This is a genomic window from Janthinobacterium sp. BHSEK (assembly GCF_056174685.1).
This window is the reverse complement of sequence record NZ_JBWBYV010000029.1, coordinates 32,343-51,008: the sequence shown is the minus strand read 5'-3', so window position 1 is coordinate 51,008 and position 18,666 is coordinate 32,343. Positions and strand designations below refer to the sequence as shown.

At 64.7% G+C, this 18,666-nt stretch carries 15 protein-coding genes; 3 read left to right on the top strand and 12 right to left on the bottom strand.

The genetic code is table 11. The annotated features are described in order from the left end of the window. Positions 1-25: 25 nt before the first annotated feature. The 9 genes from AC0V2Y_RS11085 to AC0V2Y_RS11045 form a co-directional block, all read right to left on the bottom strand. Positions 26-1,000, bottom strand: coding sequence for a DUF2167 domain-containing protein (locus AC0V2Y_RS11085; RefSeq protein ID WP_475414178.1), 975 nt, complete (start codon positions 998-1,000; stop codon positions 26-28). 144 nt (positions 1,001-1,144) lie between these two features. Beyond that, positions 1,145-2,176, bottom strand: coding sequence for a succinylglutamate desuccinylase (locus tag AC0V2Y_RS11080; RefSeq protein ID WP_475414179.1), 1,032 nt, complete (start codon positions 2,174-2,176; stop codon positions 1,145-1,147). Beyond that, positions 2,176-6,903 (bottom strand): NAD-glutamate dehydrogenase domain-containing protein, encoded by a 4,728-nt coding sequence (locus AC0V2Y_RS11075; RefSeq protein ID WP_475414180.1) that lies wholly within the window; start codon positions 6,901-6,903, stop codon positions 2,176-2,178. Before AC0V2Y_RS11075 ends, AC0V2Y_RS11080 begins: the two co-directional genes overlap by 1 nt. A gap of 148 nt (positions 6,904-7,051) precedes the next feature. Further along, complete coding sequence (gene astB / locus AC0V2Y_RS11070; RefSeq protein ID WP_475414181.1) at positions 7,052-8,392, bottom strand: N-succinylarginine dihydrolase; 1,341 nt, start codon at positions 8,390-8,392, stop codon at positions 7,052-7,054. Positions 8,393-8,401: 9 nt separating this feature from the next. Then, on the bottom strand, positions 8,402-9,883 hold the full coding sequence (gene astD, locus AC0V2Y_RS11065) for a succinylglutamate-semialdehyde dehydrogenase (protein WP_475414182.1): 1,482 nt from the start codon (positions 9,881-9,883) through the stop codon (positions 8,402-8,404). Further along, positions 9,876-10,940 (bottom strand): arginine N-succinyltransferase, encoded by a 1,065-nt coding sequence (gene astA / locus AC0V2Y_RS11060; protein WP_475414183.1) that lies wholly within the window; start codon positions 10,938-10,940, stop codon positions 9,876-9,878. Before astA ends, astD begins: the two co-directional genes overlap by 8 nt. A gap of 13 nt (positions 10,941-10,953) precedes the next feature. Further along, positions 10,954-11,985 (bottom strand): arginine N-succinyltransferase, encoded by a 1,032-nt coding sequence (locus tag AC0V2Y_RS11055; protein WP_475414184.1) that lies wholly within the window; start codon positions 11,983-11,985, stop codon positions 10,954-10,956. 107 nt (positions 11,986-12,092) lie between these two features. After that, positions 12,093-13,334 (bottom strand): acetylornithine/succinylornithine family transaminase, encoded by a 1,242-nt coding sequence (gene astC, locus AC0V2Y_RS11050; RefSeq protein ID WP_230539223.1) that lies wholly within the window; start codon positions 13,332-13,334, stop codon positions 12,093-12,095. Positions 13,335-13,474: 140 nt separating this feature from the next. Further along, entirely contained in the window at positions 13,475-14,419 is a 945-nt protein-coding gene (locus tag AC0V2Y_RS11045; RefSeq protein WP_475414185.1) for a GlxA family transcriptional regulator, read from the bottom strand. A gap of 131 nt (positions 14,420-14,550) precedes the next feature. On the opposite strand from AC0V2Y_RS11045, the gene AC0V2Y_RS11040 reads away from it, so the two are divergent. From AC0V2Y_RS11040 to AC0V2Y_RS11030, 3 genes are all read left to right on the top strand, one after another. Continuing rightward, a complete protein-coding gene (locus AC0V2Y_RS11040) occupies positions 14,551-14,985 on the top strand; it encodes a MarR family winged helix-turn-helix transcriptional regulator (RefSeq protein WP_475414186.1) in 435 nt (144 codons plus the stop codon). Between the two features lie 45 nt (positions 14,986-15,030). Further along, a complete protein-coding gene (locus tag AC0V2Y_RS11035) occupies positions 15,031-15,315 on the top strand; it encodes a hypothetical protein (protein ID WP_230539226.1) in 285 nt (94 codons plus the stop codon). Between the two features lie 147 nt (positions 15,316-15,462). Further along, the gene (locus AC0V2Y_RS11030; RefSeq protein ID WP_475414187.1) at positions 15,463-16,311 is read left to right on the top strand and encodes an HDOD domain-containing protein; all 849 of its coding nucleotides are present in this window, start codon (positions 15,463-15,465) and stop codon (positions 16,309-16,311) included. 176 nt (positions 16,312-16,487) lie between these two features. On the opposite strand, the gene AC0V2Y_RS11025 is transcribed toward AC0V2Y_RS11030, so the two are convergent. The 3 genes from AC0V2Y_RS11025 to AC0V2Y_RS11015 form a co-directional block, all read right to left on the bottom strand. Continuing rightward, on the bottom strand, positions 16,488-17,114 hold the full coding sequence (locus AC0V2Y_RS11025) for a glutathione S-transferase family protein (protein WP_475414188.1): 627 nt from the start codon (positions 17,112-17,114) through the stop codon (positions 16,488-16,490). A gap of 73 nt (positions 17,115-17,187) precedes the next feature. Beyond that, positions 17,188-17,889, bottom strand: coding sequence for a helix-turn-helix transcriptional regulator (locus AC0V2Y_RS11020; RefSeq protein WP_475414189.1), 702 nt, complete (start codon positions 17,887-17,889; stop codon positions 17,188-17,190). After that, positions 17,886-18,635, bottom strand: coding sequence for a hypothetical protein (locus AC0V2Y_RS11015; RefSeq protein ID WP_475414190.1), 750 nt, complete (start codon positions 18,633-18,635; stop codon positions 17,886-17,888). Before AC0V2Y_RS11015 ends, AC0V2Y_RS11020 begins: the two co-directional genes overlap by 4 nt. Between the last annotated feature and the right edge of the window lie 31 nt (positions 18,636-18,666).

Below are 18,666 nucleotides of genomic sequence, written 5' to 3'. Positions count from 1 at the left end.
GGCGCACCGAGCGGCCCAGTTCATCCTACTTTTCCAGATTCACCTTGCCGTCCGGCGCATGGCCGGGCTGTTCGGCTGCTTCCTGCTGCTGTACTGGCTGCGGCTGCGGCTTGTCCTTGCGCTTGCCGCCGAAAAACTTGACGATGGCCGCACCGGCGCCGACCACGGCCAGGATCAGTACTTTCTTGAAGGCCAGCAGCAGCGCCAGCAGTTTGCCGAACAGGCCCAGCTTGCTGGCCACGCCGCCGGCCACCAGCGCCGCCAGGCCGTATTCGGCCACCTTGTCCGTCTTGCTGTCGAAATCCGTGTAGCGGTTACCGTCGGTAAATTCCGTGAACGCCGTCACTTGCTGCATTTCCTTCTTGATCGCCTCGATCTGCTGCATGCTGGCGATCGCGTTCAGGTTCAGCACGCCTTCGCGGCCCAGCACGCGCACGTTGTAGTTCAGCGAGTGCTCGCCGCCATCGACCATCAAATCCTTGGCCCAGTACAGCTTGTGCGTATCCTTGGCATAGCTGGGTTTTTCCGCCCAGCCCATCAAATGGATGCCGGGATAACCCTGCTTCTTGCGCTCCGCATTGTTTTCCAGCACGGACGCCTGCATATCCTTGAGCAATTCGTCGTATTTGATGCTGTCCGCATCGTCATCCTTGATATGCCCTTCCTTTTCATACGTGACGATGACACCCCAGCTATCGCGCTCGAGCACGCTGGTCTTGGCAGGCACGATCATGCCCAGCGATTCCATGCCCGGAGGATTGCCCCAGGCATCGACCAGCACGCGCTCGGCATCGGCCGGCGACAGGTAACGGAAGTTTGCGGGCAAATCCAGGGTGGCGATGCCGCCCGGCAAGGTGATCTTGCCGCGCTGCAAGTGCAGCTGGGCGAGGAATTGTTCGGCCGTCATTTCCGGCGCGGCGGCCTTCTCATCGGCAGGAGCGGCGGCCGTGAGGCCGGAGAGGGTCAGACACAGCAAGGCTGTCAGCAGGCGTTTCAACATGATCGGTCCAAAAATTGCAAAGGGTAAATATTTTAAACCAATCAATTGCTTAATGGATAATTATTTCCGTGCGGCATTTTTTATAAAAAAAGCGCCAGGCGGGTTTCCCCGGCTGGCGCCTGATACGGCGTCATCGCTGGACAATCACGCCACGCGCACCACCATCAATCCCGCGCGCAAGCCCACCCGCACATCGGGGTTCGGGAACACCACCAGCTCTTCCGCGTGCCGCACCGTGTAGACGTGGTCGCCATCGCTGGCGATCACGGCGTGCTGCGGCAAGGAGGTGAAATTCTGCGTGCCGCGATCGAAGGCCATGCGGAATTCATCGCTGTGCTTGATGATTTCCTGCGCCACCTTGAACACATGCGGTTGCGCCTTGACGGGCTGCGCGGGCAAGCCGCGCAACAGGCCGTCCAGCGCCCGCGACACGTCGTCGAACAGCGATAAATCGTTCTGCCCCAGAGTGCCCACGCGGCCCAGTTCCACCGTGCTGGCGGCCGCACCGCAATGCTCGGCCGAATAATAACTGTAGGTGCCGGCCGACTGCGGATTCATGATGATGGCGCCGATGGCCGCCTGGCCCAGCCAGGCTATCAGCTGCGCCTTGGCGTCGTCGTCCACCAGGTCCGGCACGATGGCAAACGTGGGGTACACGGAAGGCCGGATGGCCGTGTGCAAATCCAGGTGCCAGCGCACGGGACCGGCCGCGTCAAAGAACGCTTTGGTCGCGGCGATCATTTCATCGGCGCGCGCGCTTTCCGCCGCTTGCGCCAGGCTGCCCCGCACGGGGCGGAACATGCGATTGAGGTCGGCGTCGATGAAACGCTTGCCGGCCCGGATCGCATCGACGTTGCCTACGCAGACGAGCAGGTCGACGGCCAGCTGCGACGCATCGCGCGACAGCGCGTCGAGCAGATGCGCCAGCACTTCGATCGGCCCCGTCTCGTCGCCATGCACGCCGACAGAAACGGCCACGCTGGGGCGGCCCTTATCGGCTTGCGGCTTGACCACTTGCAGCATGCCGGGCGCCGGCAAGGCCACCGTGAAACCGGCGTTGGCGAACAGCTGCGCCACGCCGCTGAAATCGGCCTGCGCCAGCGCCTGCACGGCCGGCGGCAAGCCGCCAGCGCCCGGCACTACCTGGGTTACTACTTGTGTTGCTTCTTGCGTCATTACACCGCCGCTTCCGCTGGGGTTTTCGCCGTGATTTTATTCACGGCTTCCGACAAGGTCCACACGTCCAGCATGGCTTGCTCCAGTTCCGTCGCCGCCACATAGGCCGACAGGCCCAGCGCGCCCGTCACCGCATCGACGGCCTGGCCCGCATTGCCTTGCTCGGCGCGCGCCAGCACCTGCGTCAGCAGACGCTGTTGCGTGCGGCGCAGGGCTTGCTGCGCGTAGTTGCGCAACTGTTCCTGCGACTTGCCTTGCGCGGCCAGCTTCAGGCCACGCTCCAGCGTGTCGATGCCCGCCTGGCTGCGCAGGGCCAGGCCCACTTGCAGGAAGGCAGCCAGGTCCATCGAGGCAGGGCGCGGCACGGACAGGGCCGGGAACAGGAAGCCGGCAACGACTTCCAGCGCATCGACCGCATCCCACGCCTGCACGAAGGCGGGCGTCAAGCCCGGCACCAGCGCCGCTTCCGACTTGATGCCGACGGCTTTGAGCAGCTCGCGCTTCGATTCCGCGCCGAACAAACGCGTCAGTTCGGCCAGTCCCGCGCCGCGCAATTGCTCGGCCGGCACGGACAGCACGCCGGCGATCATCGTTTGCTGCAGCACGCGCGTTTGCGCATCGACCTTGATCGACACGTCGCGCGGCACCGTCAAGGCGTCCGCATCGAGCGCGTCGAACACGGGCGCCAGGTTCAGCGCCACCCAGGCCTGGCCCCAGGCCAGGATCACGGCCGACTCGTCCACGCCGTGTTCCGCCGCCAGGTTGCGGATCATCAGCGGGCCGCAACGGTTGATCACTTCATTGGCCAGCACGGTCGCCAGGATGGCGTTGGCCAGCGGGTGGTCGAGCGCCGAACGGGTTGCCACCAGCAACGACGGGAAGTACGGTTTCAGGACCGGCTCGGCCCACGTTTCGTCCGTCAGCGGCAGGGCGGACAGGATGCGCTTGAAACGGTTCTTCACGTTGGCGATCACCACCGCCAGCTCCGGCGTGGTCAAGCCACGGTTGTCCAGCTTGCGACGCGCCAGTTCGGCCACCGACGGCAATTGCTCCAGTTCGCGCGACAGGGCGCCCTCCTCTTCCAGGCTGGCGATCAGGGCGGCATAGCCATCCTGCACGGCGCTCTCGCCTTGCGCCTGCAATTCGCGCACCAGCAAATGCGTCTGCTGCGTGTTGTCGCGCAAGACCAGGCGCTCGACGTCGTCCGTCATCGCATACAGCTCGCGGTTACGTTCCGCTTCCGTCAGCTTGCCCGCATTGACTTCCACGTCCAGCCAGATTTTCACGTTCACTTCATGGTCCGAGCAATCCACGCCGGCCGAATTGTCGATCGCATCGGTGAAGATGCGTCCGCCCGCCAGCGCGAACTCGATGCGGCCCGCTTGCGTCGCACCCAGATTCCCCCCTTCGGCTACGACCTTGACGCGCAGCTCATTGCCATTCACGCGGATATGGTCATTCGCGCGGTCCTTCACCTGTGCGTGCGTCTCGGTCGAGGCCTTGATGTAGGTACCGATGCCGCCGTTGTAGAACAGGTCCACCGGGGATTTCAGGATGCGATGCATCAGCTCTTCCGGCGCCAGCGAGGTCTCCGTGATATCGAGCGCGGCGCGGATCTGCGGCGACAGTTCGATCGTGCGGGCGGAACGTGGATACACGCCGCCGCCTGCAGAGATCAGCTCCTTGTTGTAGTCGTCCCACGAGGAGCGCGGCAAGGCGAACAGGCGCGCGCGCTCGTCGAACGAGACGGCGACATCCGGCGTCGGATCGAGGAAGATGTGGCGGTGGTCGAACGCGGCCACCAGTTTCAGCTGGCGCGACAGCAATACGCCGTTGCCGAACACGTCGCCCGACATGTCGCCCACGCCGACCATGGTGATCGGCGTGGTATTGAGGTCGTGGTCCATTTCATAGAAGTGGCGTTTCACGGCTTCGAATGCGCCCTTGGCCGTGATGCCCAGCTTCTTGTGGTCGTAGCCGTTCGAGCCGCCCGAGGCGAACGCGTCGCCGAGCCAGAAACCGCGCTGCACGGCGATGCCGTTGGCGATGTCCGAGAACGTGGCAGTGCCCTTGTCGGCGGCCACCACCAGATACGGGTCGGCATCGTCGAAGCACACGGTATCGACCGGCGGGACGATATTGCCGAGCGAACGGTTGTCCGTCACTTCCAGCAGGCTGGAAATGAACAGGCGGTAGACGGCTTCGCCTTCGGCCGCGATGGTTTCACGCACGGCATCCTTCGGCATCATCTTGCAGACAAAACCGCCCTTCGCGCCGGCCGGCACGATGACGGCGTTCTTGACCATCTGCGCCTTGACGAGGCCCAGCACTTCGGTGCGGTAGTCTTCCATGCGGTCGGACCAGCGCAAGCCGCCCCGGGCGACGGGGCCGCCGCGCAGGTGCACGCCTTCAAAGCGGCGCGAGAAGACGAAAATCTCGCGGTACGGACGCGGTTCCGGCACCAGCGCCAGGCTGCTGGTGTCGAACTTGAAGATGATCTTGTCGCCTTGCTGATTGTTCTGGAAGTAGCTGGTGCGCAGGGTGGCTGCCATCAGGTCGGCCAGCGCGCCGAGGATTTCCTCGGTATCGGCGTGGTTCACGGAGGGCAGGCCGGCCTTGATGGCGGCGATGCTTTCCAGGGCTTGCGCGTGCTGCGCGTCGGACAGCGAAGGATCGAAACGCTGCAGGAAGGCTTCGACCAGGGCTTTCACATGGGCCGGCTGCTTGCGCAGGCTTTCGGCGATGTAGCGCACCGAGAAGCGGCTGCCCGTCTGGCGCCAGTAGCTGGTGTAGGCGCGTACCAGCTGCACTTCGCGCGTCGACAAGCCGCCTTCGATGACGAGGCCGTTCAGGCGGCCATCTTCGGCCGTGTCGTTGAACAGGGCGGCAAACAATTCCTGCGCCACGGCGACGACGGATGGCTGCGCCAGTTTCGCCGCGCTGGCGGCATCGACCGTCAGGCTGGTGACGAAATAGCGCGTGCCGTCGGACAGCGAAACCGAATACGCCTGTTCGCGGTCGATGGCCACGCCCGCATTGTGCAGGGCCGGCAAAATGGTCGACAGCGGCGGCACCTTGTTGGCCGAGTACAAACGGATGGTGGTGACGGCGCCCGTCTCGATGCGTACGGCCACATGCGCCGGATCGGTATTGCGCAGGATGGTGTCGAGGTCGCGGAAGGCGACGGCCGGCGCGGTGGCGGCCACGTAGTCGAGCGGCAAGGTGGCGCAGAGTTTGCGCAGGCTGGCGCGCAGGGCCACGTCGGGCACGGCGTCGGCCACGGCGGCAAAGCCGTTATGCCAGCCATCGAGCACGCCCAGCAGCGGCTGTTCGATATCCGTTTCCAGGTCCAGCGGGTAACGGGCGGCGTGGGCGATCAGGTAGACGCGCGCCAGGGGACCGTCGGCCACCAGCGTTTGCGTGCTCACGTGCGTGGCGCCGGAACTGGCTTGCAGGGCTTTGGCCAGGCTCGATGCGACGCTGGCGCTGTAGCGCTCGCGCGGCAGGTAGACCAGCACGTTCAGGTGGCGCGCGTACACGTCGCGGCGCGCGAAGACCTTGGTGCGCGGCTGCTTGTACAGCGAAACGACGGAACCGCACACTTGCGCCAGCCAGTCGAGGTCCGCTTCCAGCGCCTCGGTGCGCGGCAGGGATTCGAGGATTTCGCGGAATTTCTCGGCACGGAAGCCATGCTGGCGCACGCCGGCCAGGCTCAGTACCTTGGCCACGCGGCCGCGCGCAAACGGCAGCGCCGCCAGCGGGGTGGAATTGCCGGCGCGGGTGAACAGGCCGACGAAGCAATGCTCGCCCAGGATCGCGCCTTGCGTATCCATGTCGCGCACGCCGATGAAGTCCAGCTGCTGGTCGCGGTGCAAAGTACCCGCCACGTCGGCCTTGACGATGGACAGCGCCGAGTCGCGCTTGGCCAGGGTGTCGAAGTCGCCGGGGATATTCGCCAGGCAGGTGCCATACACGGGGTGCGCCGTATCCTGCAGCACGCCGACGCGGCTCGGGATGTCGCGTTCGAGTTCGCGCACGCCCGGCTTGACGCGGTAGTAGGCGTAGCCGAATACTTCAAAGCCGCCGCTGCGGGCCCACTCCAGGAAGGCGGCCACTTCCGCGCCCTCTTCGCCATGCTGCGATGCGGCCGCGGCGACGGTGGCCAGGCGCTCGCTCATGGCGGCGGCATCGCGGCGCACGACGGCAGCGTCACGCGCGACCGTTTCCAGGGCGGCGACCAGCGCGGCCAGGGCTTCCGGCGCCAGCTCTTCGTCGAGCAGCACCAGCACATACGATTCGAGCGGATCGCCCGGCTGGCGCACCGCTTCGACACTGCCGTCAGCGGCGCGGCGCACGGGCAGCACGGTGTTCATCACGCCGCGCACGGCCAGGTGCTGGCGGCGCATGGCCATGACGATGGAGTCGACCAGGTAAGGCATGTCTTCGTTCAGGATCAGCAAGGCGCTCGCCATGCCGCCACGGCCATCCGCATAACGCAGGGTGGCGATTTGGCAGCCGCTGCCGGTGCGCTTGGCCGCTTGCGTGAAGCCGTCGACCAGCACGGGCGCCAGGCTGTCGGGCGCGATGTCGGCCAGGTCTTCGGCGTCGAGCGAGTCGAGCCATGCCTGCACCAGCTGCACGACAGGCGCTGCCGCCTTGCCCGCATTGCCAGCCGCGTTAATCAGCTCCAGCGTTTGTGTACGCAAATCTTGTGGCGTGTGATTCATCTTGCATCTCCATTACGGTAATGTGAATGTCCAACGCTGTCGTTTGGGCTTGTGGCTGGGCGGCAGCGGTGTCAAGAGACGGGGGTCGCCCGTCCAATTCTGTGCTACGGATAGTCTGTCTCGGATTTTCTGTGTGTTTTTCTATCGCCTACAAGTCGTACAATCCAGGTAAGTTGAGGATGATCGTCAATTCTTCAAGCGCAGCATGCACTTCCAGCGCCAGCTGCGGATCGGCCAGGTCGCCCGGCTCCAGATGGTCGCGGTAGTGCTTTTCCACCCACTGCACCAGCCGATGGTACAGCGTTTCCGTCATGATCACGCCCTGGTGCATGGCGCGCGCCTCGGTTTGCGTCAGGGCCACGCGCAAACGCAGGCAGGCGGGCCCGCCGCCGTTGCGCATGCTCTGGCGCAGGTCAAAATGGATCAGTTCATCGATGGGGCCACCGCTGGCCACCAGGCCTTCCAGGTAGCGCGACACGGCGCGGTTTTCCTGGCATTCCTGCGGGATCACCAGCGCCATCTTGCCGCCCTCTTTCGTCAGCAGCTGGCTGTTGAACAGATAGCTGCTGACGGCGTCCGCGATCGGTACCTGGCCCGTGTCCACGCGCAAGGCTTGCAGCTCCGCCCCGGTGGCGGCGACGGCGCGGCGCAGCTGCGACAGGCTTTCCCCTTCATCGGCAAACGCCTGCTCGTGATAGAACAGCACATTGCCATTGCCGACGGCGATGACGTCGTTATGGAACACGCCCTGGTCGATCACTTCCGGGTTCTGCTGCACGTACACGGTGCGCTTCGCGTCCAGGCCGTGCAGGCGCGCCACGGCTTGCGACGCTTCCAGGGTCTGGCGCGCCGGATAGCGCTTCGGCGACGGCGCGGAGGGATCGAACTCCACCCGGCCATACACGAACAATTCAACGGACGGCGCGCCGTGGCTCGCGCCCAGGCGCGTGTGGTTGGCCGCGCCCTCGTCGCCAAAGGCTGGCGTCGACGGCAGCGCGTCGTGCACGGCGAAGTGCTTGGCATCGCTGAAAATGGCGCGCAGGCTGCGCGCCGACTGCGCGTGCTCGAAGGCGCGGTGCAGCTTGTTATTCAGGTTGGCGGCCGTGAAATGCACGCGGCCATCCTGCGTATCGGCCGACGGGCTGACCGTGGCGGCATTCGCCGTCCACATGGGCGAGGCGGAATAGGCGCAGGCCAAAATCACAGGGGATTCCTTGTAGGCGCGCGCCAGCACTTCGGCATCGCTGCCCGTGAAACCGATGGAGCGCAGCAGGCGGAAATTCGGCCGGTCCTGCGGCGGCAGCAAGGCTTGCGCAAAGCCGCGCGCGGCCAGGGCGCGCATCTTGGCCAGGCCCTGCAAGGCGGCCTGCTTCGGATTCGAAGCGCTTTTCACATTGCTGAACGAGGCCACGTTGCCGAACGACAGTCCGGCATAGTTATGCGATGGCCCGACCAGGCCGTCAAAATTGTATTCGCGCGTGCTGTGCATGGGAGTTCCTTAAAAATTCAGGCCGGGCGACAGCTTGGCCGGCAGTTCCAATACGCTGTTCTCGATCGAAGCGACCGGGTAGGCGCAATAGTCGGCCGCGTAATAGGCGCTCGGACGGTGGTTGCCCGACTTGCCGATGCCGCCGAACGGCGCCGTGCTGGCCGCGCCCGTGGTGGGACGGTTCCAGTTGATGATGCCGGCGCGCGCGCGCGTCTGGAAGGTTTGCCACAGGGCCGGATCGTCGGACAAGAGCGCCGCGGCCAGGCCGAATTCGGTGGCGTTGGCGACCTTCAGGGCCGCATCGAAATCGGCCACGCGGATCACCTGCAGCAGCGGGCCGAACCATTCCTCGTCGGGGATGCCGACAGCGTTGGTAACGTCGACGATGCCGGCCGTGACAAAACCCGCCTCGGGATTCAGCTGGCGCATCTGCAGCAGGGTGTTGCCGCCCCTGGCGACCATGTCCGCCTGCGCCTGCACCAGGCGCGCGGCCACGGCACTCGAGACAACGGGTCCCATGAATGGCTGCGGCTGCGCATCGGACGCGCCGATGCCCAGTTTCGCCGCCACTTCCACCAGGCGCGCGACGAAGGCGGCGCCGGCTGCGTTATCTTGTACCACCAGGCGGCGCGCGCAGGTGCAGCGCTGGCCGGCCGAGACAAAGGCGGAGAAGATCGCGTGGTGCACGGCGGCGTCCACGTCCTTCACGTCCCATACGACGAGGGCGTTGTTGCCGCCCATTTCCAGCGCCAGCATCTTGCCCGGCTGGCCGCCGAACTGGCGGTGCAGGCTGATGCCCGTCTGGCAGGACCCCGTAAACAGCACGCCATCGAGGTGCGCATTCGCGCCCAGCGCCACGCCCGTGTCGCGCCCGCCGTTGACGAGGTTGACGACGCCGTCCGGCAGGCCTGCCTGCTGCCACAGCTGCACGGTTTTGATGGCCGTGCGCGGCGCATATTCGCTGGGCTTGAAGACGATGGTGTTACCGGCGATCAGGGCCGGCACGATATGGCCGTTCGGCAGGTGGCCGGGGAAATTGTATGGGCCGAAGACGCCGAACACGCCATGCGGACGGTGGCGCAGCACGGCGTCGCCATCGGCGATCTTGCTTTGCGTGATGCCCGTGCGCGCGTGGTAGGACTGCACCGAGATATCGATCTTGTTGGCCATGGTGGCCACTTCCGTGCGCGACTCCCACAGCGGCTTGCCCACTTCTTCCGAGATCAGCAGCGCCAGCGCCTCGGCATGCTCCTTCAGCAGTTCGCGAAAGCGCACGCAGATGGCGATGCGCTCGTCGACGGGCGTATCGGCCCACGCTTCAAAGGCGGCGCGGGCGGCCTGGCAAGCTTGCCCGACTTCGTTTTCCGTCGCTTCCAGGCTGGCCCAGGTCTGCTTGCCGTTCGACGGATCGATGGTAACTAGTTCGCGGCCCGTGCCCGGCAGCCAGGCGCCGTTGATGAAGTTCGATTGCGTGGTATTCACATTAGACATGGGGATGCTTCCTCGGGTTGAGTGACAAGGTGCGCACGGTATCGCCTTGATGGCAGCGCAGCAGATGCAGTTCATCGTCGTCCAGCGCGAGCTTGCCGCTGTGCGGATTGGCGCTGGTGACAATCATGCGGAAATCTTTCAGGTCGGTGTTCGACACCAGGTAAGGTTCGGCCTGGGCGGCGTCGCCGCACGCTTCAGGCGCAGGCACTGGCACAGTCGCGGCATCGAGCACGGCCGGCATGCTGTCGCGCATGGCGCGCAGCTCAGAGACGCGCGCCTGCAGCACGGGACCGGCGTCGAAGATGTCGACATAACCTTCGAAGTGCAAGCCTTCCTGTTCCAGCAGGCGGCGCGCGGGCGCCGTACTCAGATGCACCTTGCCGATGACTTCCTGCGCCTCGTCGGGCAGGTAGGCCACGTACATGGGCTGGCGCGGCATCAGCTCGGCGATGAAGGATTTCTTGCCCAGGCTCGTCAGGTCGTCGACGTGGTGGAAATCCATCTTGAAGAAGTGGCGGCCCAGGCCCTCGTAGAACGGCGAGCTGCCGTCCGGCGCCTGGTAGCCGCGCATTTCGGCGATCAGCTTTTCCGTGAACAGGTGCGGGAACTGGGCGATGAACAGGAAACGGCTTTTCGACAGCAGCTTGCCGTTGTTGCCGCTGCGGTAATCGGGGTGCAGGAACAGCGAACACAGTTCCGTGCTGCCCGTCAGGTCGTTCGACAGGTACAGGGTTTCCATGCGCGTAAACACGTCGAGTTCGCGGCTGGAATGCACCAGGGTGCCGATGCGGTAGTTATAGAACGGTTCTTCCAGGCCCACGGCGCCCTTGATGGCGCACACGCCGGCCAGGCGGCCCGTGTCCGTATCCTCCATGACGAACATGTAGTCGCGCTTTTCGGGCGCGATGGTTTCGGCGAACGAGGCGCAGGCGATGGCCAGGCGGTCGCCCAGCATTTTCATGTCCGGCTTGAGGGTGGTCATGCCGGTGCCGACCTGGCTGGCCAGGCCGTACAGGGCATCGAGGTCATTGGCGTTGATGGCGCGTACTACTAGCATAATGTTCTCTCGGTTAGATGCGCACGCAAATGACGCTGTCGCCTTCGGCCACGGCCAGCGCTTCCAGCAGCTCGGGCGGCAAGCCGACGGTGTCCTGCGCTTCGAGCGCATCGCAGGTGAAGGTGACGGCGCGGAAGTTGCGCTCCGCGCCCGACGCGATCGCGTAATTCACTTTCAGGCCCGTGCGGCTGGGCGTGACGCCTGCGACGACGCGGCGCGTGAGCGACCCCGTAAACGAGCGCAGCGCATGCTTGTGCGCCTGCAGGATCGGGCCGCCATCGAAGATGTCGATGTAATCGTCCGCTTCAAAACCTTCTTCCGTCAGCAGATTGAACGCCAGTTCGCCGCTCGGGTGGATCTGGCCCATGGCCGCCTGCGCGTCGCCGGGCAACAGCGGCACGTACACGGGGTAGTGCGGCATCAGTTCGACGATCAGGGTGCGGTTGCGCGCGCCGCCGATGACTTTTTCGGCATCGAGGAAATCCATCTGGAAGAACTTGCGGCCCAGCGCATCCCAGAATGGCGACTGGCCGTTGGCGTCCGTGATGCCGGCCAGCGGCACGAAGAAGCGGTCGCCGAAACGGTGCGGCGCCAGCACGGCGAACAGCAGCCGCGCGCGCGACAGCAGGGCCGCTTCCAGGCCCGCCTGCTCCATGTTGCGCACGTAGAAGCCGGACAACTGCGAATAGGCCGTCAGTTCCGAGCACAGGGTCAGCGCATGCACGCTGTGGCTGATGTTCAGGTCGCGCGAGACTTGCTGGATGACGTCGTTGCGAAAGGAAAAATAGGTGCCGTTCGAGCCGGCCGAGGCGAAGATGGCGGCCGTGCCGGCGATGCTCTTGTCGAGCAGGGATTCAAGCACGAAGAGATACGACTCTTCGCTGGGGATGTCGACATGGGCGGCAAACGAGGCGATGGAGCGCTCGACGGAGGCGGCGATCTTCTCGCGCGTCTTCGGCAGGGTATGGACACCCGGCATGGTTACCGCGGCCAGCGCTTCGAGGGCTGCAATATCCGCAATTTCTACCGGACGGACAACATACATGGGTACTCCTTCAATGCTGACGATACATGGGCTGAAAACCCGGGTAGAACCAAGCCGGCCCGCGGCAAAGCGGCGGGCCGGTGATCAAACAGGGAGCGAGGCTAGCCTCAGGCTTTCAGCATGCCGTCGATGGCGGCGCGCAGCAAGCGGCCCGCTTCGGCAATCTGCTCGTCCGAGACGATCAGGGCCGGCGCCAGGCGCACCACGTCCATGCCGGCGATCAGCACCATCAGGCCTTGCGCTTCGGCCGCTTTCTGGATGTCTTTCGCGCGGCCCTTCCAGGCATCGCTGACGACCAAGCCCAGCAGCAAACCGCTGCCGCGCACCACGGAGAACACTTGCGGGTAATCCGTGATCAAGCCTTGCAGCATGGCGATGGTGTTGACGCTGGCTTCCTTGACGCGCGCCAGGAACGCCGGCGTGTTGATCGTCTCCAGCACGGTCAGGGCCACGGTGGCGGCCAGCGGGTTGCCGCCGTAGGTGGTACCGTGAGTGCCGACGGCCAGGGTTTGCGCCAGTTCATTCGTGGTCAGCATGGCGCCGATCGGGTAGCCGTTGCCCAGCGCCTTGGCGGCCGTCAGGATGTCCGGCGTGACGCCGTAGCCCATGTAGGCGAACAACGCGCCAGTGCGGCCCATGCCGCTCTGGACTTCGTCGAAAATCAGCAGCGCGCCGGTCTTGTCGCACAGGGCACGCAGCTCCTTGAGGAACTCCGGATTGCCCGGCACCACGCCGCCTTCGCCCTGTACCGGCTCGACGATCACGGCGCACACGTCATCGCCGATGGCGGCGCGCGCCGCTTCGATGTCGTTGTAGGCGATATGGTCGATCGACGGCGGCAGCGGCTCGAAGCCTTCCGTGTACTTGGCCTGGCCGCCGACGGAGACCGTAAACAGGGTGCGGCCGTGGAAGGAGCTGAAGCACGAGATGATGCGCGACTTGTGCGCGCCGAACTTGGTGTGCGCGTACTTGCGCGCCAGCTTCAGGGCCGCTTCGTTGGCTTCCGCGCCCGAGTTGCAGAAGAAGGCGCGGTCGGCGAAGGTCGCTTCCGTCAGCGCCAGCGCCAGACGCAGCACAGGCTCGTTCGTATAGCCGTTGCCTAAATGCCACAAATTATTGATTTGCTTGGTCAGCACGTCGACCAGGGCCGGATAGCAGTGGCCCAGGCTGTTGACGGCGATGCCGGAGGTGAAATCGAGGTAATGCTTGCCCGACTGGTCCCACAGATCCAGTCCGGAACCGCGCACGGGCACCATGGCTGCAGGGGCGTAGGTAGGAACGAGGACCTGGTCAAAGGTTTCCCGGGTGACTGGACGAGCCGTTACGGTCGAATCAAGCTTGGCATTCATAGCATTTCCCCATCAATATGTTAGGTACTCCGCAGCTACGACAGCTACGTGTGTACTGCATTATAAAAAGCGGGATGCTAAAACTCTTTTGAATCTGCGACAAGGATTTTCACAATTCATCACAGCTGCCTTGATGCTGGCTAGACCGGCGGCATCAGCTTGCGCTGCCGCTCTTCGCGGGGGGTATTGCCAAACAGGGTGCCGAACGCCGTGGAAAAGTGCGAGCCGGAGGAAAAGCCGCACATCAGGCCAACTTGCACGATGGAATAATGTGTATCAAGCAACAGTTGCCTGGAGCGCTGCAAACGCAGCTCCAGGTAGTAGCGCGACGGCAGGCTGCCCAGGTACTGCTTGAACAGCCGTTCCAGCTGGCGCCGCGACAGGCCCACCAGGCTGGCGATGTCGTCGGTCGACAACGGCTCCTCGATATTGGCTTCCATCAAGGTCACCGCTTCGGACAGCTTCGGCTGCAATACGCCGAAACGCGCCTGCAAGGCCACGCGCTGGCGCTCTTCCTTGCCGCGCACCTTGTCCACGCACAGCGCTTCCTTGACGAGCGCCTGCACGTCGGCGCCAAAGATGGTCTCGATCAGGGTCAGAGAAAAATCGATGCTGGCCGCGCCGCCGCAGCAGGTGATGTGCGGGCCGTCGATGTCGAACAAATGCGGCGTCAGGATGGCCCGTTCTGCCTTCGCTTCCGCATCGGCATACAAGGCCCACGGCAGGGCGATGCGCACGCCATCCATGACGCCCGCGTCGGCCAGCCACAGCACGGCCGCGCCCACGCCGCCCCAGAACGGCGCCGAACGGCAGCGCTCGATCACGGCCCGGCACAGCTCGGCGCGCAGCGGCGCCTGCGTTTCATCGGCCACCAGCAGCGCGATATGCCAGTGGCCGCCCTGCGCGGCCACCTGTTCCGGCGTGCGCACGTCCAGCTGGAACGCCTGCGACCCCAGCGCCCGCGCGCACAGGCGCAGCGGCTGCACCAGGCCGGCCCAGGTGATCGACTCGGCATCGCCGGCATGCACCAGCAGCAAACGCAGCGGTTTGTCGAGGCCGATACGGGAAAGATTAGCGAAGGACATCGGCGGGGCGGGATCGGGGCAAGGGCTGAGTTGCCCACATGATACCGGACTTCCGCCCCAGCGAGACCCTCATGCGGGGGCACATCCTGGCGCGGCGGAAAAAAGCGGGGCGGAAGGATATAATCACTGCCATGGGTGAACGATATTTAAAAAGTATCCGGCTGCTGGCCGAATGCATGCAAGGCTTCGAGCGGTTTTCTAGCGACTTCGTGCGCCAGTACGGCTTGACGCATGCGCAATTCGACATCATTGCCACGCTCGGCAACACTTGCGGCATGTCCTACAAGGAACTGGGCCAGAAAACCCTGATTACCAAGGGGACTTTGACGGGCGTGGTGGACCGGCTGGAACAAAAGGGGCTGGTGATACGCGAACGTTGTCCACGCGACAAGCGTTCCTATTACGTGCGCCTGAGCTGCGAGGGCGAACAGGTGTTCCATGACGTGTTCCCCAAGCTGACAAAGCAAGGCCAGCGCCTGTTCGACGGCTATACCGAAGACGATTTCATACGTCTGGAAAGCACCCTGGCAGGCTTGAAACACGCGATCGCCAACGGTCACGGCTGACCATTCACCAAGCACAGACATTCAAACAAGACAAAGGAAACCAAATTGAAAACCTCACTGCTCGAAGGCAAAAAGCCCGCTCATTTCGATAAACACATCATCGGCAACCTGCTGCTCAATGCCAGCACGCCGGAACTGGTGCGTCAGGAAAAACTGATCATCGGCGTGCGCAACGAAGACGGCGAAATCTACCGCCTGATCGGCGCCACCAAGCACAACAGCTTCATGAACGCCGTCGAGGAACTGTTCGACCTGGGCTTGACGGATGAGCTGGAAGACAGCGACGAGCTGGTGGAAGGCTGCGACGCGATCTTCAGCGAAGTTCTGTAGTAGCGCTGTCGTTAAAAAGAGGCATGTCAACAATATAGGCATGCCTTTTTCCGTTTACGGGGCTTTGCTTGCCTTTTGTCCAGCTGTTTGCGAAAAGATCACGGTTAAAAAGTTCCGCACGGAAATATTGCGAGTATAATTTTTTCAATGAACAGACTCGACGCCTTTAAAAGCATCGCCGCGCAAGCCGCTCGTGGCGAGCTGACCTTTCCTGCCAATGTGGACGCTTCGCTCAAGCTGCAAGAGGCGCTGGCCGATCCCGACTGCCATATCGAGGCCGCCGCCAAGCTGGTGCAGGCTGACCCGCTGCTGGCCGCGCGCACGGTGGCCATCGCCAATTCGGCGGCGTTCAACCGTTCCGGCAATGAAATCACCAGCGTGCGCAACGCCGTGCAACGGCTCGGCGTGCGTACCCTGCAGTCGGTGGTGGCATCGCTGATCGTGCGCCAGCTGGGCAGCACCATCACCGATCCCGCGCTGCAGGCGAAGGCCAACCAGCTATGGGAACATACGGCCCACGTGGCGGCCCTGTCGCAGGTACTGGCCCGCCGCGTGACCAAGGTGGATCCCGATACGGCCCTGTTTGCCGGCATCATGCATGAAGTGGGCGGCTTTTATCTGCTGTCGCGCGCGGCCGAATTCCCCGGCATCCTCGATGGCGAACCGCAGGACTGGGTCGAGCATGGCGAACAGGCCATCGGCCATGGCGTCCTGACCAAGCTGAAGGTGCCGGAAGCGGTGATGGGCGCCATCGATGCGCTGTGGGAAGGCTTGCGCGCCATTCCGCCCGAATCGCTGGGCGACACCCTGCTGCTGGCGAATGACCTGGCGCCCGTCTCGTCGCCCCTCAATGAAAGCCCGGCCGCCATCGCCGTGCGCGCCGCGCGCGCCGCCGGCAGCATCGATTGCGTGATCGGCGACGATGCGACCTTGTCGAGCATCATGGAAGAATCGGACGATGAAGTGCAGTCGCTGCTGAAGGTGCTCGTGCATTGATGTGCTTCACCCTCTAAATGTGAGCACTCGCCATCAACAGCAAGCGCCAATAACGGCGAAAAAAAACCCGCTCGAAAGCGGGTAAAGTCCAAAGCTAGGGATGTCCTGAAAGAGACAGCCCTATCTTATGCGGTGTGCCGCGCCGGCTCCGTGCGCTGGCACACTTAGCGCGCAGATTATCCCGGCAGCAGTTCGACATCCGTTTCCTGCCAGGCGCGCAGCTGCCGCACGCGGGCGAACCACGCCTGGATATGCCGGTACTGCGCCAGGGGCAGCCGTACGGCCTCGCTGTACATCAGCGGCGCGGCCACGGCGAAATCGGCCAGGGTCACATCGTCTGCGTGGATCCAGCTGCGTCCCGCCAGGTGCGCGTCCAGCACCACGGCGCACTCATGCAGGTCGCGCTCGCCGCGCGCCTCTTCCAGCGGGTCCGCCGGACCATTGCCCGTCATGCCCTTCCACGCGCGTTCCCAGGCCAGCACGCTGACGGCGGGCGCGAAGTGCTGCGCGGCCCAGAACAGCCAGCGGTTGACGTCGGCGCGCGCCTGCGGCGCCTGCGGATAAATCGTCTGGCCCGGCACCTGCTCGGCCAGGTATTGCATGATGGCGCACGATTCCCACAGCAGGAAAGCGCCGTCGGCCAGCACGGGCACCTTGCCGTTCGGGTTCAGTTCAAGCAGACGGCGGCGGTCGTCCGCATTCATCAGGTCGACTTCGGCCAGTTCCAGCGGCAGGCCGAGGTGGATCGCCGTCATCAGGGCACGGCGGGCATTCGAGGACATGGGGTGATGGTACAGGCGCATGGCAAAGGCTCCGGTGAGTGAAGAAGCCACCATCGTAGTTGCCGTCACTGACAGTTTTTGTCAGGAGCGAATATCAGGATTCCGGATCAATCTCATGCGCCTTGCGCCAGGTGTCGAGCAAGGCGTGGCGCCGCGTGGGATAGCGCTCCTCGTGCTGCCGCACGCTGGCGATGCGGTCGATGCGGAAGTGCCGGTAATCGCCGCGCAGTTCGCACCAGGCGGCCAGCAGGCGCTTGCCCTCGAAAAAGGCCAGGGCGAAGGGCCACACCGTGCGCAAGGTGGCGCTGCCGTGCTCATCCTGATAGGCAAGCGTGAGTTTCTGTTCGTAGCGGATCGCCTCGCGCACGGGCTGCACGTAGCGGTCGGCCGGCTGTGTGCCATCGGCGGGGCGGCCCAGCGGCACCCACAGGCTGGTCTCGGCCATGCTGTCGCGCAAGTCGCGCGGCGAGGCGGCCGCGATCTTGGCCAGGGCATTGCTGGCCGCCTGCGCCAGGCCCGCGTCGCCCTGCCGGCGCACCCAGCGCGCGCCCAGCACCAGCGCCTCCAGTTCATCGGCCCCGAACATCAGCGGCGGCAGGAAGGCGCCGCGGCGCAGCACGTAGCCGATGCCCGCCTCACCCTGCAAGGGTGCGCCCAGTTCGGCCAGGGTCTGGATATCGCGGTAGATCGTGCGCTCGGATACGCCCAGCTGCTGCGCCAGCTGGGCCGCCGTGACGGGCACGCGCCTGGCGCGCATGGCATCCATCAGCAGGAACAAGCGGCCGCTGCGGCTCATGGACAGTCCTGCAAGGCCTGGTCGCCCATGACGAGGGCCGACAGGGCCGGCACATACAGATAACCACCGGGCGCCAGGCGAACCGCGCGCGGCCCCTCGTCCACGCCGGCGATGCCGTAGCAGCGCTGCAGGCGGGCGGCGGCCGGCCACCAGTGGACGGCCGCCTCCTGGTCGGGAAAGCGCTGGCGCACGCTCTCGGCCTGCGCCGCCACTTGCGGGAAATCGCGGTAAAAGGCGGAAGCAATGCCCAGTTCCGAGGCAAACGCCGCTTCCTGCGCCGCAGTCTCCGTCAACTGGGCCGCCAGCGCCGCCGTTTCGCGCTCCAGGTCCTCGGCCGCCACGCCAGCCTCGGCCAGGGTGCGGCGCATCTGTGCCGGACTCGCCTGCGCGCGCAGGAATGCCGATTCCTGCAGCGCCAGCACGGCATCGGCCGGAATGCGCTTGTACCGCGCGGCCGGGAAGACATACAGGGCGCAGCTGCCCGCACACACGGTGTCAACGGCAATATCCCATTGCTGCCGGCGCAGGTAGCGGCCCAGCTGCATGGCCGCCTGCGCATCGCCACCCTCGCTGTTCACGCGCAACAGCGTCGTCCCCGGCGTGGCCAGCTGCCGCAGCGTGTCCACGTCGCCCTCGGCAATCGGGCCGCGCAGGGCGATGGCACCGCTGTCCACTCGGCTCAATTGCGCGGCATTGACCAAGGTGCCGATGCCCGCCATGATGCCCATCACTATCAAACGCTTCATCGTCATCCACCATAAAAAAAACGACCACCGC